This window comes from Helicobacter pylori (assembly GCF_001653475.1).
GTDB lineage: Bacteria > Campylobacterota > Campylobacteria > Campylobacterales > Helicobacteraceae > Helicobacter > Helicobacter pylori_CM.
In genome coordinates this window covers 45,656-62,682 of the sequence record NZ_CP011487.1, presented here as the reverse complement: position 1 = coordinate 62,682, position 17,027 = coordinate 45,656, and the positions used below count along the sequence as shown (strand labels likewise).

At 39.7% G+C, this 17,027-nt stretch carries 15 protein-coding genes and 1 tRNA gene; 11 read left to right on the top strand and 5 right to left on the bottom strand.

All coding sequences use genetic code 11. The annotated features are described in order from the left end of the window. Positions 1-22 precede the first annotated feature (22 nt). The 7 genes from rpoD (at position 23) to tlpC (ending at position 8,281) form a co-directional block, all read left to right on the top strand. Positions 23-2,065 carry an RNA polymerase sigma factor RpoD gene (gene rpoD / locus AA974_RS00295; protein ID WP_196207229.1) on the top strand — a complete coding sequence of 681 codons (2,043 nt, stop codon included), beginning with the start codon at positions 23-25 and terminating at the stop codon, positions 2,063-2,065. Positions 2,066-2,085: 20 nt separating this feature from the next. Further along, positions 2,086-3,450, top strand: a complete 1,365-nt coding sequence (locus AA974_RS00290; protein WP_064432925.1) for a C40 family peptidase — start codon at positions 2,086-2,088, stop codon at positions 3,448-3,450. Between the two features lie 53 nt (positions 3,451-3,503). Beyond that, positions 3,504-4,856, top strand: a complete 1,353-nt coding sequence (locus AA974_RS00285) for an FAD-dependent oxidoreductase (protein ID WP_064432924.1) — start codon at positions 3,504-3,506, stop codon at positions 4,854-4,856. Positions 4,857-4,864: 8 nt separating this feature from the next. Then, complete coding sequence (locus AA974_RS00280) at positions 4,865-5,053, top strand: DUF5408 family protein (protein WP_064432923.1); 189 nt, start codon at positions 4,865-4,867, stop codon at positions 5,051-5,053. Between the two features lie 248 nt (positions 5,054-5,301). Continuing rightward, positions 5,302-5,727, top strand: a complete 426-nt coding sequence (gene rplM, locus AA974_RS00275) for a 50S ribosomal protein L13 (protein ID WP_000167680.1) — start codon at positions 5,302-5,304, stop codon at positions 5,725-5,727. Continuing rightward, positions 5,724-6,113, top strand: coding sequence for a 30S ribosomal protein S9 (gene rpsI, locus AA974_RS00270; protein ID WP_001227269.1), 390 nt, complete (start codon positions 5,724-5,726; stop codon positions 6,111-6,113). Before rplM ends, rpsI begins: the two co-directional genes overlap by 4 nt. Positions 6,114-6,259: 146 nt before the next feature. Beyond that, on the top strand, positions 6,260-8,281 hold the full coding sequence (gene tlpC / locus AA974_RS00265) for a methyl-accepting chemotaxis protein TlpC (RefSeq protein WP_064432922.1): 2,022 nt from the start codon (positions 6,260-6,262) through the stop codon (positions 8,279-8,281). A 116-nt stretch (positions 8,282-8,397) separates the two neighbouring features. On the opposite strand, the gene AA974_RS00260 is transcribed toward tlpC, so the two are convergent. The 5 genes from AA974_RS00260 to rpsT all read right to left on the bottom strand — a co-directional run bounded on the left by AA974_RS00260 (position 8,398) and on the right by rpsT (position 14,073). Next, the gene (locus tag AA974_RS00260; protein ID WP_064432921.1) at positions 8,398-10,173 is read right to left on the bottom strand and encodes a hypothetical protein; all 1,776 of its coding nucleotides are present in this window, start codon (positions 10,171-10,173) and stop codon (positions 8,398-8,400) included. Between the two features lie 118 nt (positions 10,174-10,291). Next, positions 10,292-12,025, bottom strand: a complete 1,734-nt coding sequence (locus AA974_RS00255) for an outer membrane beta-barrel protein (RefSeq protein ID WP_064432920.1) — start codon at positions 12,023-12,025, stop codon at positions 10,292-10,294. Between the two features lie 11 nt (positions 12,026-12,036). Continuing rightward, on the bottom strand, positions 12,037-12,294 hold the full coding sequence (locus AA974_RS00250) for a hypothetical protein (RefSeq protein ID WP_064432919.1): 258 nt from the start codon (positions 12,292-12,294) through the stop codon (positions 12,037-12,039). Positions 12,295-12,617: 323 nt separating this feature from the next. Beyond that, the gene (gene prfA, locus AA974_RS00245; protein ID WP_064432918.1) at positions 12,618-13,676 is read right to left on the bottom strand and encodes a peptide chain release factor 1; all 1,059 of its coding nucleotides are present in this window, start codon (positions 13,674-13,676) and stop codon (positions 12,618-12,620) included. 127 nt (positions 13,677-13,803) lie between these two features. Beyond that, the gene (gene rpsT / locus AA974_RS00240) at positions 13,804-14,073 is read right to left on the bottom strand and encodes a 30S ribosomal protein S20 (protein ID WP_064432917.1); all 270 of its coding nucleotides are present in this window, start codon (positions 14,071-14,073) and stop codon (positions 13,804-13,806) included. An 88-nt stretch (positions 14,074-14,161) separates the two neighbouring features. Here rpsT and glmM point away from each other — a divergent pair, with 88 nt between their 5' ends. The 4 genes from glmM to ureA all read left to right on the top strand — a co-directional run bounded on the left by glmM (position 14,162) and on the right by ureA (position 17,025). Then, entirely contained in the window at positions 14,162-15,499 is a 1,338-nt protein-coding gene (gene glmM, locus AA974_RS00235; protein WP_064432916.1) for a phosphoglucosamine mutase, read from the top strand. Further along, entirely contained in the window at positions 15,493-15,966 is a 474-nt protein-coding gene (gene lspA / locus AA974_RS00230) for a signal peptidase II (protein WP_064432915.1), read from the top strand. The genes glmM and lspA overlap by 7 nt, the downstream gene beginning before the upstream one ends. Positions 15,967-15,984: 18 nt before the next feature. Continuing rightward, positions 15,985-16,060: transfer RNA gene (locus AA974_RS00225), tRNA-Val, on the top strand. Between the two features lie 248 nt (positions 16,061-16,308). After that, positions 16,309-17,025 carry an urease subunit alpha gene (gene ureA, locus AA974_RS00220; protein ID WP_000779240.1) on the top strand — a complete coding sequence of 239 codons (717 nt, stop codon included), beginning with the start codon at positions 16,309-16,311 and terminating at the stop codon, positions 17,023-17,025. The last annotated feature ends 2 nt before the right edge of the window (positions 17,026-17,027 follow it).

The following is a 17,027-nucleotide window of genomic DNA, read 5'->3' as shown; positions in this document are numbered from 1 at the left end:
GACCTGGCTTTTGATTGAAAGCATGGGTTCTTATCTTATGGAGTGTCCAATGAAAAAGAAAGCTAACGAAGAGAAAGCCCCAAAAAAAGCCAAAACAGAAGCCACACAAGAAAATAAAACTAAGGAAAAAGTTAAAGAGAGTAAGGTTAAAGAAAGCAGAGCTAAAGATAATAATAAGGCTAAAGAGAGCGAAGCCAAAGAACCTGTTCCTGTTAAAAAGCTTAGTTTTAATGAAGCGTTAGAAGAATTGTTCGCTAATTCCTTAAGCGATTGCGTTTCTTATGAGTCTATCATCCAAATCAGCACGAAAATCCCCACTCTAACCCAAGTCAAAAAAATCAAAGAATTGTGCCAAAAATACCAAAAGAAATTAGTCAGCTCTTCAGAATACGCTAAAAAACTCAATGCGATTGACAAGATTAAAAACACTGAAGAAAAGCAAAAAGTTTTAGATGAAGAATTAGAAGATGGCTATGACTTTTTGAAAGAAAAGGATCTTTTAGAGTGGAGCAGAAGCGATAGCCCGGTGCGCATGTATTTGCGCGAGATGGGGGATATAAAACTTTTAAGCAAAGATGAAGAGATTGAATTGAGCAAGCAAATCCGCTTGGGCGAAGACATTATTTTAGACGCAATTTGCTCGGTGCCGTATTTGATTGATTTTATCTATGCGTATAAAGACGCTTTAATCAATCGTGAAAGAAGGGTTAAAGAGCTTTTTAGGAGCTTTGATGATGACGATGAAAATAGCGTGAGCGATTCTAAAAAAGATGATGACAGCGAAGAATATGAAGAAAACGAAGAAAGGAAAAAAGTCGTTTCTGAAAAAGACAAGAAGCGCGTAGAAAAGGTTCAAGAAAGCTTTAAAGCCCTAGATAAGGCTAAAAAAGAATGGCTCAAAGCCCTTGAAGCCCCTACAGATGAAAAAGAAGATGAGCTGGTGCGTTTATTGACCTTAACCCACAAACGCCAAACGCTCAAAGACAGACTCTATGACTTAGAGCCCACCAGCAAACTGATTAATGAATTAGTCAAAACGATGGAAACCACTTTAAAAAGCGGCGATGGGTTTGAAAAAGAGTTGAAACGCTTGGAATACAAACTGCCCTTATTCAATGACACTTTGATCGCTAACCATAAAAAAATCCTTGCTAATATCACTAACATGACTAAAGAAGATATTATCGCTCAAGTGCCAGAAGCGACTATGGTGAGCGTGTATATGGATCTCAAAAAGCTTTTTTTGACTAAAGAAGCGAGCGAAGAAGGCTTTGATTTAGACCCTAACAAGCTAAAAGAAATTTTAGAGCAAATCAAAAGAGGGAAATTGATTTCCGATCGCGCTAAAAACAAAATGGCTAAATCCAATTTAAGGTTGGTGGTGAGCATCGCTAAACGATTCACGAGCAGAGGCTTACCATTCTTGGATTTGATTCAAGAGGGTAATATCGGCTTGATGAAAGCGGTGGATAAGTTTGAGCATGAAAAGGGTTTCAAGTTTTCTACCTATGCAACCTGGTGGATCAAGCAAGCTATCAGCAGAGCCATAGCCGATCAAGCCCGCACTATCCGCATCCCCATTCACATGATTGACACCATTAATCGCATCAATAAAGTCATGCGCAAACACATTCAAGAATACGGCAAAGAGCCTGATTTGGAAGTGGTGGCTGAAGAAGTGGGGCTTTCGTTAGATAAAGTGAAGAATGTGATTAAGGTAACTAAAGAGCCTATCAGTTTGGAAACCCCAGTCGGCAATGATGATGATGGCAAATTTGGGGATTTCGTGGAAGATAAAAATATCGTTAGTTCTATTGATCACATCATGCGTGAAGATTTAAAAGCGCAAATTGAAAGCGTTTTGGATCAGTTGAATGAGCGAGAAAAAGCGGTGATCCGCATGCGTTTTGGGCTTTTAGACGATGAAAGCGATCGAACTTTAGAAGAAATTGGCAAGGAATTGAATGTTACTAGAGAAAGGGTGCGCCAAATCGAAAGCTCTGCGATTAAAAAATTGAGAAGCCCGCAATACGGGCGCATTTTAAGAAACTATTTGCGCATTTGATGTTAAGGTTTCTCTAAAGCATGCGTTACTTTCTTGTAGTTTTCTTGTTTTTGTTTGTAGGTTGCATGAAAAAGGATTTCACGCTCAAAGATTTATCCTTACCCCAAGAGGCTTCAAGCTATCTTGCAAGCTCTCAAAATGGCAGTAACAATATTGACCCCCAAGCGTTAAGAGAAAAATTAAAAAAGAGCTATCTCAAAGCGTGGTATTCCCCATGGCTAGACATGAAAGTCAAAAGCAATAAAAAAGAAGTGTTTTGGATCCTTAAGGAGATGAATAAATCCACCGGTTATGGCGAAGATCTAAAACCCAACGCCAAAGCTTTCAATGATGAGCTGATTAAAAGCATGGATATTGAGCGTTACCCGAGCGCTAAGATTAGGGCTGTTGTAGCGCGAGATAGCGATGTTAGGGCTGTGCCTACTAACAAGCCTTATTACCTCTCTCAAAAAGGCTATCCTTTTGACAGGTATCAAAATTCGCTGATTTTTCAAGGCACGCCGGTTTTGATCACGCATTTCAACACGGATAAAACTTACGCCCACATTCAAAGCAGTTTTGTTTATGGTTGGATCAAAACAAACGATTTAGCCTACATGCGCGATAAAGACATAGAGCTTTTAACCAATCTTAAAGATTATGTCATGCCTATAAAAGATAAAATCCCCCTTTATACAGACTATGGGGATTTTTACACCAGTGCCAGGGTGGGCGAATTGTTCGCTCTCATCCCCCAAAGTCAAAAAACATCTCAAAAATCCCAAAAAAAGGGATTAAAAGCCTATGGTTTTTTAAGAGACGCTAAGGGCTATGCGACTTTACAAAGCGTGATTTTAGAAGAAAAGGATTTTTTTGTTTTCCCTAAAGCTTTTACTAGCGAGAACATGGCGTATTTTATAGACACCATGCTAGGGCAAAAATACGGCTGGGGTGGGCTATTGGGTAATAGGGATTGCTCGGCTTTCACTAGGGATAGTTTTGCTAATTTTGGTATTTTGCTCCCCAGAAATTCCTATGCGCAAAGCCGTTATGCGAACAATTATGTGGATTTAAGCCCTATGAAAGCCAAAGAAAAAGAAAACTACATCCTTAAAAACGCCACTCCTTTTGGAACGCTCATCTATTTAAAAGGGCATATCATGCTCTATTTAGGTGCATACAACCATCAAGCGATAGTCGCTCACAGCATTTGGTCGGTGCAAACCCAAAAGCATTTTAAAACCTTGAGCCATAAAATAGGAGGCGTGGTGATCACTTCATTATGGTTAGCTGAAGAACATAATGGGGCGTTTTCTAAAAAGAAATTATTGATTGACAGGGTGCTTGGAATGAGCGATTTGAAAGATTTTGTCAATAAAACTTCAAGCCCTTTGAATGCGAATTGATTTTCTTATACTATGATTACGATTTATCAATTTAAAACATTTGGAGAAAGACAATGAGTAGGGAATTTGATGCTGTTATTATTGGAGGTGGGGTTTCAGGGTGTGCGACCTTTTATACTTTGAGCGAATACAGCTCCTTAAAGCGCGTGGCTATCGTGGAAAAATGCTCTAAATTAGCTCAAATCAGCTCTAGTGCTAAGGCTAATTCGCAAACCATTCATGATGGCTCTATTGAAACGAATTACACTCCCGAAAAAGCTAAAAAAGTGCGTTTGAGCGCTTACAAAACCAGGCAATACGCGCTCAATAAAGGCTTGCAAAATGAAGTGATTTTTGAAACCCAGAAAATGGCTATAGGCGTGGGCGATGAAGAATGCGAGTTCATGAAAAAACGCTACGAATCCTTTAAAGAAATCTTTGTGGGGTTAGAAGAATTTGACAAACAAAAGATTAAAGAATTAGAGCCTAATGTGATTTTAGGGGCTAATGGAATAGACAGGCATGAAAACATTATCGGGCATGGTTATCAAAAAGATTGGAGCACCATGAATTTTGCAAAGTTGAGTGAAAACTTCGTTGAAGAAGCCCTAAAATTAAAGCCTAACAACCAGGTGTTTTTGAATTTCAAAGTGAGAAAGATTGAAAAACGCAACGACACTTACGCAATCATTTCAGAAGACGCTGAAGAAGTGTATGCTAAATTCGTGCTGGTCAATGCCGGCTCTTACGCTTTGCCTTTGGCTCAGAGCATGGGCTATGGCTTAGATTTAGGGTGCTTGCCTGTGGCGGGTAGCTTTTATTTTGTGCCGGATTTATTAAGGGGTAAGGTTTATACCGTTCAAAACCCCAAGCTCCCTTTTGCAGCCGTGCATGGCGACCCTGATGCCGTCATTAAAGGAAAAACACGAATCGGGCCTACCGCTTTAACGATGCCCAAATTAGAACGCAATAAATGCTGGCTTAAGGGCATTAGCTTGGAATTGTTGAAAATGGATTTGAATAAAGATGTGTTTAAAATTGCGTTTGATTTGATGAGCGATAAAGAAATCCGTAATTATGTGTTTAAAAACATGGTTTTTGAATTGCCTATTATCGGTAAAAGGAAATTTTTAAAAGACGCTCAAAAAATCATCCCCTCTCTTAGCCTAGAAGATTTAGAATACGCTCATGGTTTTGGCGAAGTGCGCCCGCAAGTTTTAGACAGAACCAAGCGAAAACTAGAATTAGGCGAAAAAAAGATTTGCACCCATAAAGGCATCACTTTCAACATGACCCCCTCTCCAGGCGCAACGAGTTGCTTGCAAAACGCCCTTGTGGATTCCCAAGAAATCGCTGCGTATTTGGACGAAAGCTTTGAATTAGAACGCTTTTATAAAGATTTATCCCCAGAAGAATTGGAAAATTAAAAAAACGCATGCCCAAAGAACAAGAAGCCCAAGAAATCGCTAAAAAAGCCGTTAAAATCGTGTTTTTTTTAGGGCTTGTGGTGGTGCTTTTGATGATGATAAACCTTTACATGCTCATCAATCAAATCAACGCGAGTGCTCGTATGAGCCAACAAATCAAAAAGATAGAAGAAAGGCTCAATCAGGAGCAAAAATAAAGGCTTTTCTCAATTCCAATATTTTTAACACATTTGTTTTCTAAAGCTCTGTTCTATGGTAAAACTCGTTTTTTTAAGGGGATAAGAGGTGTTTTGAAACCACCCTCCCCCTTAAGATTGCACCACAAGAAACTACCGCTTGATTAAGATCAAGCTCTTTATTATTTATCTTTAAACTTTCCTTAAATTCAGTAAAATTTAAGCTTATTTCCTTATAATAGTCGCTTTAATTTTATCAAAGGATTCTTATGACAAAGACCGCTAAAGTCAATGACATCGTTCGTGATTGGGTCGTTTTAGACGCTAAAGACAAAGTTTTTGGCCGCTTGATCACTGAAATCGCTGTGCTTTTAAGAGGCAAACACCGCCCTTTTTACACCCCTAATGTGGATTGCGGGGATTTTGTGGTGGTTATCAACGCTAATAAGGTTAAATTTTCAGGCATGAAATTAGAGAATAAAGAGTATTTTACCCATTCAGGCTATTTTGGCAGCACTAAGAGCAAGACTCTCCAAGAAATGCTAGAAAAAACCCCCGAAAAGCTCTACCACTTAGCCGTTAGGGGCATGCTCCCTAAAACGAAATTAGGGAAAGCGATGATCAAAAAACTCAAAGTTTATCGTGATGATAAGCACCCTCACACCGCACAAACTAGCAAAAAGGACGCTAAATGAGAAAAATCTATGCTACCGGTAAAAGAAAAACCGCTATCGCTAAAGTGTGGCTCACTCCGGGTAAAGGCGAATTGAGTATCAATGAGCAGAGCCTGAATCAATGGTTAGGTGGGCATGAAGCCATTAAAATGAAAGTCATGCAGCCCTTACTTTTAACCAAACAAGAGCAGTCTGTGGATATTAAGGCGGTGGTTTTTGGTGGGGGCTACTCAGCGCAAGCGGAAGCCTTAAGGCATGGCATTTCTAAAGCTTTGAACGCTTATGATATTGCTTTTAGAGCCATTTTAAAACCTAAAGGCTTGCTCACTAGGGATTCAAGGGTGGTTGAACGCAAAAAATACGGCAAAAGAAAGGCCAGAAGAAGCCCGCAATTCTCTAAAAGGTAATTTTTTATCTCTCCTTTGGGGGAGCTTTGGAGGGCTTTGGCTCTCTTTTATTTTCTGCTTTTTTGTTCTCTCTTGTTTTATTAAAACTTCAAAATAATAATGTATAATAATCGTTCTCTATCGATCGTTTTAAAAGGGCAAAAGGAATGAAATCTACAAGAATTGGTTCTAAAATCGTCATGATGGTGTGCGCGGTTGTTATTATAATTAGCGCTGTTATGGGCGCTATCATCAGCTACAAGGTTGAAAGCGTGTTGCAAAGCCAAGCTACAGAATTGTTGCAAAAAAAAGCTCAGTTAGTCAGTTTTAAAATTCAAAGCATCATGAAGCGCATTTTTATTGGCGCTAATACCCTTGAAAAATTTTTAAGCGATGAAAATAGCGCTATCAACGACACCCTAAAAAGGCGCATGCTCTCTGAGTTTTTGCTGGCAAACCCTCATGTGTTGTTGATTAGTGCGATTTATACGAATAATAATGAACGAGCCATCACTGCCATGAACATGGATTCAAAAATCGCTTACCCTAATACCGTGCTCAATGAAAGCATGACAAATCAAATCCATTCGCTCAAAGATATAACCCGTTCAGATCCCTATTATAAAGAGGTTAATGGCAATAAAATCTATGGCATGGATATTACCCTCCCCCTAACGGATAAGAATCAAAAGATTATAGGCGCGCTGAATTTCTTTTTAAACATTGACGCTTTTTATACCGATGTGGTAGGCAAAAAAAAGAGCAACACCTTTTTAATGGGGAAAGATGGCAGGCTTTTGATCAGCCCTAATCGTGAGATCCAAGATAAGATTTTAAGCGCTATCAATCCGGATAAACGAGTCGCTAAAGGTGTGGAGTATTACAATCAAAACGAAGCGGGCACTTTGAGCTACCATTCATTAAGCGGGAATACAGAAACCTTTTTAGCCATACAGCCCTTTGATTTTTTTGAAGAAAAAGGGAATAACGGCAATCATTGGCGTTGGGCAATTGGGAAATATGTCAATAAATCTTTAGTCTTTAAAGAAGCGGCAAACACCAAATACATTATTATCACCACTTTGATTTTAGGCGTGCTGGTGTTAGCCTTTTTAGTCTTTATCATCATTTCTAATCTCATAACCAAACGCATCAGTAGGGTCAATAACACCCTAAATGATTTTTTCAACTTGCTTAATAACCCCAAAAATAACCATGCCATAAGCCTAACGCCCCCAAGCACCTATGATGAAATCGGGCAAATGCAAGCTTCTATTAATGAAAACATTCTTAAAACCCAAGAAAGCATTCAAGCCGATAATAAAGCCATTCAAAACAGCATTGAAGTGACAAACCATGTGGAAAACGGAGATTTCACGCAAGAAATCGCATGCGTGCCTAAAAATAAAGATTTGCAAGCCCTAAGGAATACGATTAATAGCATTATCCAGTATTTTCGTAACCAAATTGGCGCCAATATTGAAGCCCTAAATAACGCCCTAGAGCATTATAAAAACCTGGATTTCACCCACCACATCCAAAATCCTAAAGCCAACATGGAAAAAGCGCTCAACACTTTAGGGCAAGAAATTTCTAGCATGCTTAAAGCTTCTTTAGGGTTTGCAAACGCGCTCAATCATGAATCCAAAGATTTAAAAACTTGCGTGGATAATTTAACCAAAACCGCCCATAAACAAGAAAGAAGCCTGAAAAACACCACTCAATCCTTAGAAGAAATCACTAACATTATTACAACCATTGATTCTAAAAGCCAAGAGATGATCTCTCAAGGCGAAGACATTAAAAGCGTGGTGGATATGATTAGAGACATCGCTGATCAAACGAATTTATTAGCCCTAAACGCTGCTATTGAAGCCGCAAGGGCTGGCGAGCATGGCAGAGGCTTTGCGGTGGTGGCTGATGAAGTGAGAAAACTCGCTGAAAGGACGCAAAAATCGCTCAGCGAAATTGAAGCCAATATTAATATTCTCGTTCAAAGCATTGCCGATAACGCTGAGTCTATTAAAATGCAAAATAAGGGCGTAGAAAACATCCACAACTCCATTAACGCCTTGCAACAAGATGTCCAAGATAATTTGACTATCGCTAATCATTCTTTAGCAGTCAGCACTAAAATTGACGGGATTTCCCAAGATATTTTAGAAGATGTGAGCAAGAAGAAATTTTAATTTCTGCCCTAATTTTGAGCGTCTGAAATGTGAAACTGCTTTAAAGCAAGGGGCTTTCTAACTATAAAGCACCCTAACGAACGCTAATGTGAAAGGCTCTTTATTAGGGGTTAATCTCAATTCCCCATATCGCCCATATCCCCCATGTCTCCCATATCGCCACCCATATCGTCGTTCATATCCCCCATATCACCCATGTCATCGTTGCTATTGCCCATGTCGTCGTTCATATCGTTCGCGTTGTTCATGTCATCGCCCATGTCGTTGGTGTTGTTCATACCGTCATCAGCGTTACCCGTATCATCGTTGCCGTTGTTTGCGTTGCTCATATCATCAGTGTTACCGGTATCAGTATTGCCAGTGTCAGTGTTACCGGTATCTGTATTATTCATATCGCCGGTATTGTTCATGCCGCCAGCGTCTTTATCATCAGCGGGGGTGTCAGTAGTGCTAGTATCGTTTGTGGCGTTAGTATCAGTGTGGGTATCGTCAGCGTGGGTATCATCGGTGTTAGTGGCGCTGTTAGGGTTTATGAGCGCGTTACCCCCTTGATCCTTGCTATCATTTGCATGGGTGTTGCCCATGTTGTTGGTGGGTGTTTGTTGCGTAGGTTGTTGCATGGGGTTATTGATCGCATCATTCAAATCATCTCTATCATCGCCATCAATTTTCAAACTCCCGTCTAAATAATTCCCCACCACATCGCTGCTATGGCTTAATTGTTGCACGCTATCTAAGGCTTTATCCACTTGAGCTTGTTGTTCGCTTGAAAGCCCTTTTTGATCTTTTAAGTCATTGTCTAGTTGGTTTAGGTTATTGTCTAATTTGTCCCTCACTTCCATAGCTTTATTGACAACTGAATCAATCTTATTAGGGCTCGCCCCATCTTGCTTCATTTCTTTGATTTCCCCCACTAAATGGTTAAGCTCTTTGGCTTGAGAAGTTATCGCATCCACGCTTTTAGTGGGCATGGCTTTAGTGTGGAAAAGCGAATTGTCTTTGAGCATACGGCTGTTGTCTAAATTGACTAAAGCGCTATTCAAGCGGTTGGTTTGGATGCCTTTGCTGAATTTGGGATCACGATAAAAGCTCATGAGATTAGCCTGCTGTAAGGATTTGTCGTCCTTATCGTCTCTGCCATCATCAGTAGGCGTATCCAGTTGATTAGCGTCATGGTCTAAAATCTCTTCTTGATCGATCGCATACATGTAATTTTCTAACATCAAGTAATCTTGAACTTGCATCATGAAAAACATGTTAGGGTAGAATCCATACATGCCATCATAAAAGTCATAAAAATCATACATTCCCATTCCATACATGCCATACATGCCCATGCCATACATTCCATACATGCCATAATAAGGGCTATAGTAAGAGTTGTAATAGTTGTTGCTTCTATAATAAGGGCTTTGAGCCTTTTCATTCTCTTGTTGTTTTTTAAGATACGCCCCTACCACGCTCAAATCAGCGAGCATTTTTTGAGCCGTTTTTTGATCTTTTAAAGAAATGCCTAAGGGGATATAAATACCGGTGCGGTAACTATAAAAAGAATCTCTAGCGATGATTTTAAGGCAATATTTTAAATTCTTTTGCAATTTTAGGGCTTGCCTTAAACGCGCATGCGCTCTTAAATTCCCCAAGATGCCAGAGCCAAAACGCATTTTTTCTACTAGCGTGCTGAATTTTTTTGCATCGCCATTAGCCGCATTGATATAGTTTAAAGCAGTAGCTCCCCACTCTTTAGTGCTGCTTTGATAACCCCCAAAATCCACTATTTTTGGCGTTAATTCCCCTTTTAATTGCGAATCTTTTAAATCAAACAACGCCCTATTCACGCTAATAGCGTTTAGACTGAGTGTCATTATAAAAAGTATTTTTATAGTTTTCATTTATAACCTTAAAAAATATCTCTTGCGAGCATTATAGACTATTTTTAGAAATCAAAATGACTTTTAGAAAAAAGAAACCAACAGAGAGAAAACCATCTATTGGAAAGAAGAGAAAGGCTTAGAAGTTGATCATGTAGTTAAAATAGATAGAGAAATTCCTTTTATAGAACACATCTACCGATCCATCTACGCCCCTTTCTTTATAGAATTGGTTGGTGAATAAAGGCAATTTAAAGCCCATTTCAATCCCGCTGTGTTTAGAAAAATTGCTCCTAAAACCAAATTCAACAGGCATTTGGAAATAGCTCGCATTCATGCTCGCTGAACAGCCTGCAGTGTTATTGCAAATGTTCATTTGAGATTTTAAGTAGCTCTCTCCTTGAACGATAAACGAATCCCCTCCTAATCCAAAGCCTAAGAACAACCCTGCTGTGTTATAGCCCTCTTTGCTTTCATAGAAGTTATAGAGTGCATCAAAGCCCATGCCATAAGTGAAGTTATTCACTTGAGATGCGCCCTCCATGATTCCAAGCTGGCTCCCTACAAAGCTTAAATTCGCATGGTTATAGCTGTAGTATCCATAAGACCTAAAGCCAAAGCGTTTGGTTTTACCAAAGAACCACTTATACCCTGCCATCGCATCTACCCCATACATTTGCCCGTAATTATTAGTGTTAATCACGCTTGGCGTGTGGGTTGCTTGGGCTTGAGCGACAGCGGTTTGGATGTTTTTATGCACACTCATGAAAGCGTCTTTTTGAGCCGTTAGATTGGTTTTTAGCGCGCTTAAGAAATTTATGGCGTCTGTCGTTGCGCTGTTCGTTGCACTACTACCGGCAGCTACAAGCGTAACGGCTTGCGTTTTTTGCGTATCAGCTGTAAGATCGGCTAGAGCCGTATCCACTTGATTGATAGCTCTATCTAACGTGCCCACAACCGCATTAGAGCCGTTCGTCAATTGCCCGATCGTCGCGCTAGAAGAATCTAAATAGCCTTTTAAAGTGTTTTGAGCGCTTTCTAACGCACTAAACGCACTGCTTAGCCCTTGAGCATTAGAAATCACACTGCTTAAATCAGTATTACTATTCAAAAGATTGCTGATCGTTGCGGTTTGCTGAGACATGGTTTCTACCCCACTTAAAGTGGCGTTCATAGAGCTCACGCTCACACTCTTAAGACTATTAACCATAGCGGTATCTTTGGTTAGCTGGCTTGCCACGCCGCTACCGCTTGGAGTTGGTGAGCCGCTTGAAGAGGCTTTATCATCCTTTTTCTCTGGTGGGGTTGATGGAGCTGGTGTTTCTTTCTCATCTTGTAACGCCGTGCTTAAAGCATCTTGGTCTGTAGTGAGCTTATCTTCAGCCTTTTGTAAATTTGCTTCAGCGGTTTGCTCTGCTGCTTGATCCGCTGTAAAAGTTGTTTCATCAAAATCTTTAGATTTAGCATCGCCTTCAACTTTAGCTACATCGTCTTGTAAAGTTTTTTCAGCTTTTTGAACGGCTGTGTTATCGGTTTCTACTTGGTTAGCCGCATTAGCTACAGTGGTGTCAGCACTTTTTGTATCAGTTTCATCAGTTTTAGCGGTGGTTTGATCAGCAGCAGCGGTGTTTTCAAGTTTTGTCGCTTCTTGGCTGTCGCTTGCAACGGTGGATTGGGCTTGTTGTTGTGGGGTTTGTGAACTGCTATCCTTTTTATCTTTACTACCCTCACTCTTTTCAGCATAATTACCAAAAACATGCGATAGTTTTTGCAATGCTGCGTAGGTTTCTAAATCAGTAGCGTTCATGCTCCCTAAAAGCACGCTACTGGCCGCTAAAGAGACGAAGCCTAATTTTTTGAATGACTTTTTCATGACTTCCTCCCTTATTTTTTCATCCAGCTTGCGCTTGGATTGACTTTAGTGTCCGGTTTGGAAGCGCTCTGCGTTTGAGAGGCTGGAGCTGCTTGATTGTTGCCAAACATTGAAGTGTCTATCGGGGTGTTATTGTTAGCACCTGGGGTGCGGGTGGTGTTTTGGTTTTCTAAATTAGAATATTGAAACCCTCCTCCTAAAAACGCGCCGCTTTTTTCTGCCATAGACACACTAAAGGCTAATGCCATACCTAAAAAAACCTTTTTCATTTAAAACTCCTTAATGTGAGAAATCCTAGAATTTCTTTTTTTATTTCGCTCTTATAAATATTAAGCTTTGTAGTTATGTCACAAAAAATTAAATTTTTTGTTAAGAATGGGTTAAATAAAACTTTTTATTTTTTAAAAGTGAATATATATAGAATTTAAAATTATATTTAATTAGATTTTATGGAAGCTCTTACGCTGTTTTTGTGGGGCGAAAATTTGGAGCATGTTAGGGTTTTTGGTAGTAGTGGGTGGCTATCTTAAAAAATGCTTGGGTATTTTATCGCTTTTGTCGTATCGTTTGCGTATCGTTTGATGGTAAAATCTCATTCAAACTGGCTTTGAAAATGAGCGATTAAAGGGTTAATCACTTCATCTAAATTCCCTGAAAGCATGACTTCTTCTAAACTATACAGAGTTAAATTGATTCGGTGTTCGCTCAAGCGGTTTTGCGGGTAATTATAAGTGCGGATCCTTTCGCTCCTATCCCCACTACCCACTTGCTCCTTTCGGTCTTTAGCGTTAGCGAGTTGTTGCTCTTCAATTTGTTTTTCATAAAGGCGCGCTTTTAAGATTTTTAAGGCTTTATCCTTGTTTTTATGCTGGGATTTTTCATCTTGCATGCTCACGCTGATATTAGTGGGAAGGTGCGTGATGCGGACCGCAGAGTCTGTGGTATTGACGCATTGCCCCCCATGCCCGCCAGCGCGAAACACTTCAATCTTTAAATCGCTAGGGTTGATAGAAACTTCCACATCATCCACTTCAGGCATGATCGCTACTGTAATAGCGGAAGTGTGGATGCGCCCTTGAGATTCTGTCTCTGGGACTCTTTGGACTCGATGCGTGCCTGATTCAAATTTGAGCCTTGAATGCACGCCCTTGCCCTTAATCAAAGCGATGATTTCTTTATAGCCCCCTACGCTGTTTTCGCTAGAGCTCACTATCTCTACTTTCCATTTTTTCAAATCCGCATAACGGCAATACGCTTTAAACAAATCTCCTACAAAAATGCCCGCTTCATCGCCCCCCGTGCCGGCTCTTAACTCTAAATAAATGTTTTTATCATCGTTAGGATCTTTGGGGATAAGGAGTTGCTTAATGGTCGTTTCTAGATCGTTTTTTTTGATTTCTAAAATTTTTAACTCTTCTTTAGCCAGTTCGCTCAATTCCTTGTCTTCTAAAAGCTCTTTATTTTCTTTGATATTCTCTAAAACGCTCAAATACTCTTTACTCGCTATAGAGATTTCTTCAATGGAGCTTTGCTCTTTGCTCAATTCAGTGAGTTTTTTAATATCGCTAATCACTTCAATGCTAGAAAGCAACGCTGTGAGTTCGTCGTATCGCTTGAGAATGGAAGAAAGCTTTTCAGCCAGAATAGACATGCAAGACTACCTATTAAAAAGATGTGAATAAAAAGACACAACAATCTAAAAAAAACGCAAAACTTAAAAAGAAGCCCAATAATAAAAACCCATCACTGAGCTTAAAGAAGTCAAAAACGCCCCAAAACTAAGCGAGAGCGATTTTTTTCACTGAAGCGTTAAGCCTTGAGACTTTCCTAGAAGCGGTGTTTTTCTTTAAAATCCCCTTGCTGACAAATTTATGCAACTCTTTATTAGCGATTTTCAAACGCTCTTGAGCTTTTGCTACATCATTGAAAGCGACCGCTTCACGCACGGCCTTAATGATATTTTTAACTTTAGTTTTATAGAACCTGTTGCGTTCGGTTCTTTTAATGGTCTGTCTGATTCGCTTTTCTGCGGACTTATGATTTGCCATGAGCCTTTTTAATCCCCTTGTAATATAAAATTTGGCATAATTCTATCTAAAAATTGATTAAAAATAGTTTAAAAGGCATTTTATAACGATGAAAATTTTTGGGACTGATGGCGTGAGGGGTAAAGCAGGGGTGAAACTCACCCCCATGTTTGTGATGCGTTTGGGCATTGCTGCCGGATTGTATTTTAAAAAACATTCTAAAACGAATAAAATTTTAATTGGTAAAGACACCAGAAAAAGCGGCTATATGGTAGAAAATGCTTTAGTGAGTGCTTTAACTTCCATAGGCTATAATGTGATTCAAATAGGGCCTATGCCTACCCCTGCGATTGCGTTTTTAACCGAAGACATGCGCTGCGATGCGGGCATTATGATAAGCGCGAGCCACAACCCTTTTGAAGATAACGGCATTAAGTTTTTCAATTCTTATGGTTATAAGCTTAAAGAAGAAGAGGAAAAAGCGATTGAAGAAATCTTTCATGATGAAGAATTACTGCATTCTAGCTATAAAGTGGGCGAGAGTATTGGTAGCGCTAAAAGGATAGACGATGTCATAGGGCGCTATATCGCACATTTAAAACACTCTTTCCCCAAACATTTGAATTTACAGAGTTTAAGGATCGTGCTGGATACCGCTAATGGCGCGGCTTATAAGGTGGCTCCGGTAGTTTTTAGCGAGCTTGGGGCTGATGTTTTAGTGATTAATGATGAGCCTAATGGGTGTAATATTAATGAGCAATGCGGGGCTTTACACCCCAACCCATTGAGCCAGGAAGTGAAAAAATACCGCGCAGATCTGGGCTTTGCTTTTGATGGCGATGCCGATAGGCTGGTGGTGGTGGATAATTTAGGGAATATCGTGCATGGGGATAAGCTTTTAGGGGTGTTAGGGGTTTATCAAAAATCTAAAAACGCCCTTTCTTCTCAAGCGGTTGTCGCCACGAGCATGAGCAATTTAGCCCTTAAAGAATACTTAAAATCTAAAGATTTAGAATTGAAGCATTGCGCGATTGGGGATAAGTTTGTGAGCGAATGCATGCGGTTGAATAAAGCCAATTTTGGAGGCGAGCAAAGCGGGCATATCATTTTTAGCGATTACGCTAAAACAGGCGACGGCTTGGTGTGCGCTTTGCAAGTGAGCGCGTTAGTGTTAGAAAGCAAGCAGGTAAGCTCTGTTGCGTTAAACCCCTTTGAATTATACCCCCAAAGTCTAATGAATTTGAATATCCAACAAAAGCCTCCTTTAGAAAGCCTGAAAGGTTATAGCGCTCTTTTAAAAGAATTAGACAAGCTGGAAATCCGCCATTTGATCCGCTATAGCGGCACTGAAAACAAATTACGAATCCTTTTAGAAGCTAAAGATGAAAAGCTTTTAGAATCCAAAATGCAAGAATTAAAAGAGTTTTTTGAAGGGCATTTGTGCTAAAAACCACTCAAAAAAGTCTGTTGGTTTTTATAGGGGTTTTCTTCCTTATTTTTGGCGTGGATCAAGCGATTAAATACGCTATTTTAGAGGGGTTTCGCTATGAAAGTTTGATGATAGACATTGTTTTGGTGTTCAATAAAGGCGTGGCGTTTTCCTTGCTCAGTTTTTTAGAGGGGGGTTTGAAATACTTGCAAATCCTTTTGATTTTAGGGCTTTTTATCTTTTTAATACGCCAAAAGGAGCTTTTTAAAAACCATGCGATAGAGTTTGGCATGGTGTTTGGTGCTGGGGTTTCTAATGTTTTAGATCGGTTTGTGCATGGGGGCGTGGTGGATTATGTGTATTATCATTATGGCTTTGATTTTGCCATTTTTAATTTCGCTGATGTCATGATAGATGCGGGCGTGGGCGTTTTATTGTTGAGACAATTCTTTTTTAAGCAAAAACAAAACAAAATTAAGGCATAATTACCCTTTTTAAATAAAGGTCGCGTAGCTCAGTTGGTAGAGCACTACCTTGACATGGTAGTGGCCGCTGGTTCAAGTCCAGTCGTGGCCACCATTATTACTCCAATCCTAATTCTCATTTTTTTGTGGGTTTTTGATTCTATCAAAATTCTAAAGGGCATCAAACGCGCTTTTAATCACGCTTTTATAACGATTCAAAACTATAACACTAATTCATTTAAAATAATAATTAGTTAATGAATGCTTCTGTTAATCTTAGTAAATCAAAACATTGCTACAATTACTCCAACCTTGATTTCGTTATGTCTTCAAGGAAAAACACTTTAAGAATAGGAGAATGAGATGAAACTCACCCCAAAAGAGTTAGATAAGTTGATGCTCCACTATGCTGGAGAATTAGCTAGGAAACGCAAAGAAAAAGGCATTAAACTTAACTATGTGGAAGCGGTAGCTCTGATTAGTGCCCATATTATGGAAGAAGCGAGAGCTGGTAAAAAGACTGCGGCTGAATTGATGCAAGAAGGGCGCACTCTTTTAAAACCTGATGATGTGATGGATGGCGTGGCAAGCATGATCCATGAAGTGGGTATTGAAGCGATGTTTCCTGATGGGACCAAGCTCGTAACCGTGCATACCCCTATTGAGGTCAATGGTAAATTAGTTCCTGGTGAGTTGTTCTTAAAAAATGAAGACATCACTATCAACGAAGGCAAAAAAGCCGTTAGCGTGAAAGTTAAAAATGTTGGCGACAGACCGGTTCAAATCGGCTCACACTTCCATTTCTTTGAAGTGAATAGATGCTTAGACTTTGACAGAGAAAAAACTTTCGGTAAGCGCTTAGACATTGCGAGCGGGACAGCGGTAAGGTTTGAACCTGGTGAAGAAAAATCCGTAGAATTGATTGACATTGGCGGTAACAGAAGAATCTTTGGATTCAACGCATTAGTTGATAGGCAAGCGGATAATGAAAGCAAAAAAATCGCTTTACACAGAGCTAAAGAGCGTGGTTTTCATGGTGCTAAAAGCGATGATAACTATGTAAAAACAATTAAGGAGTAAGA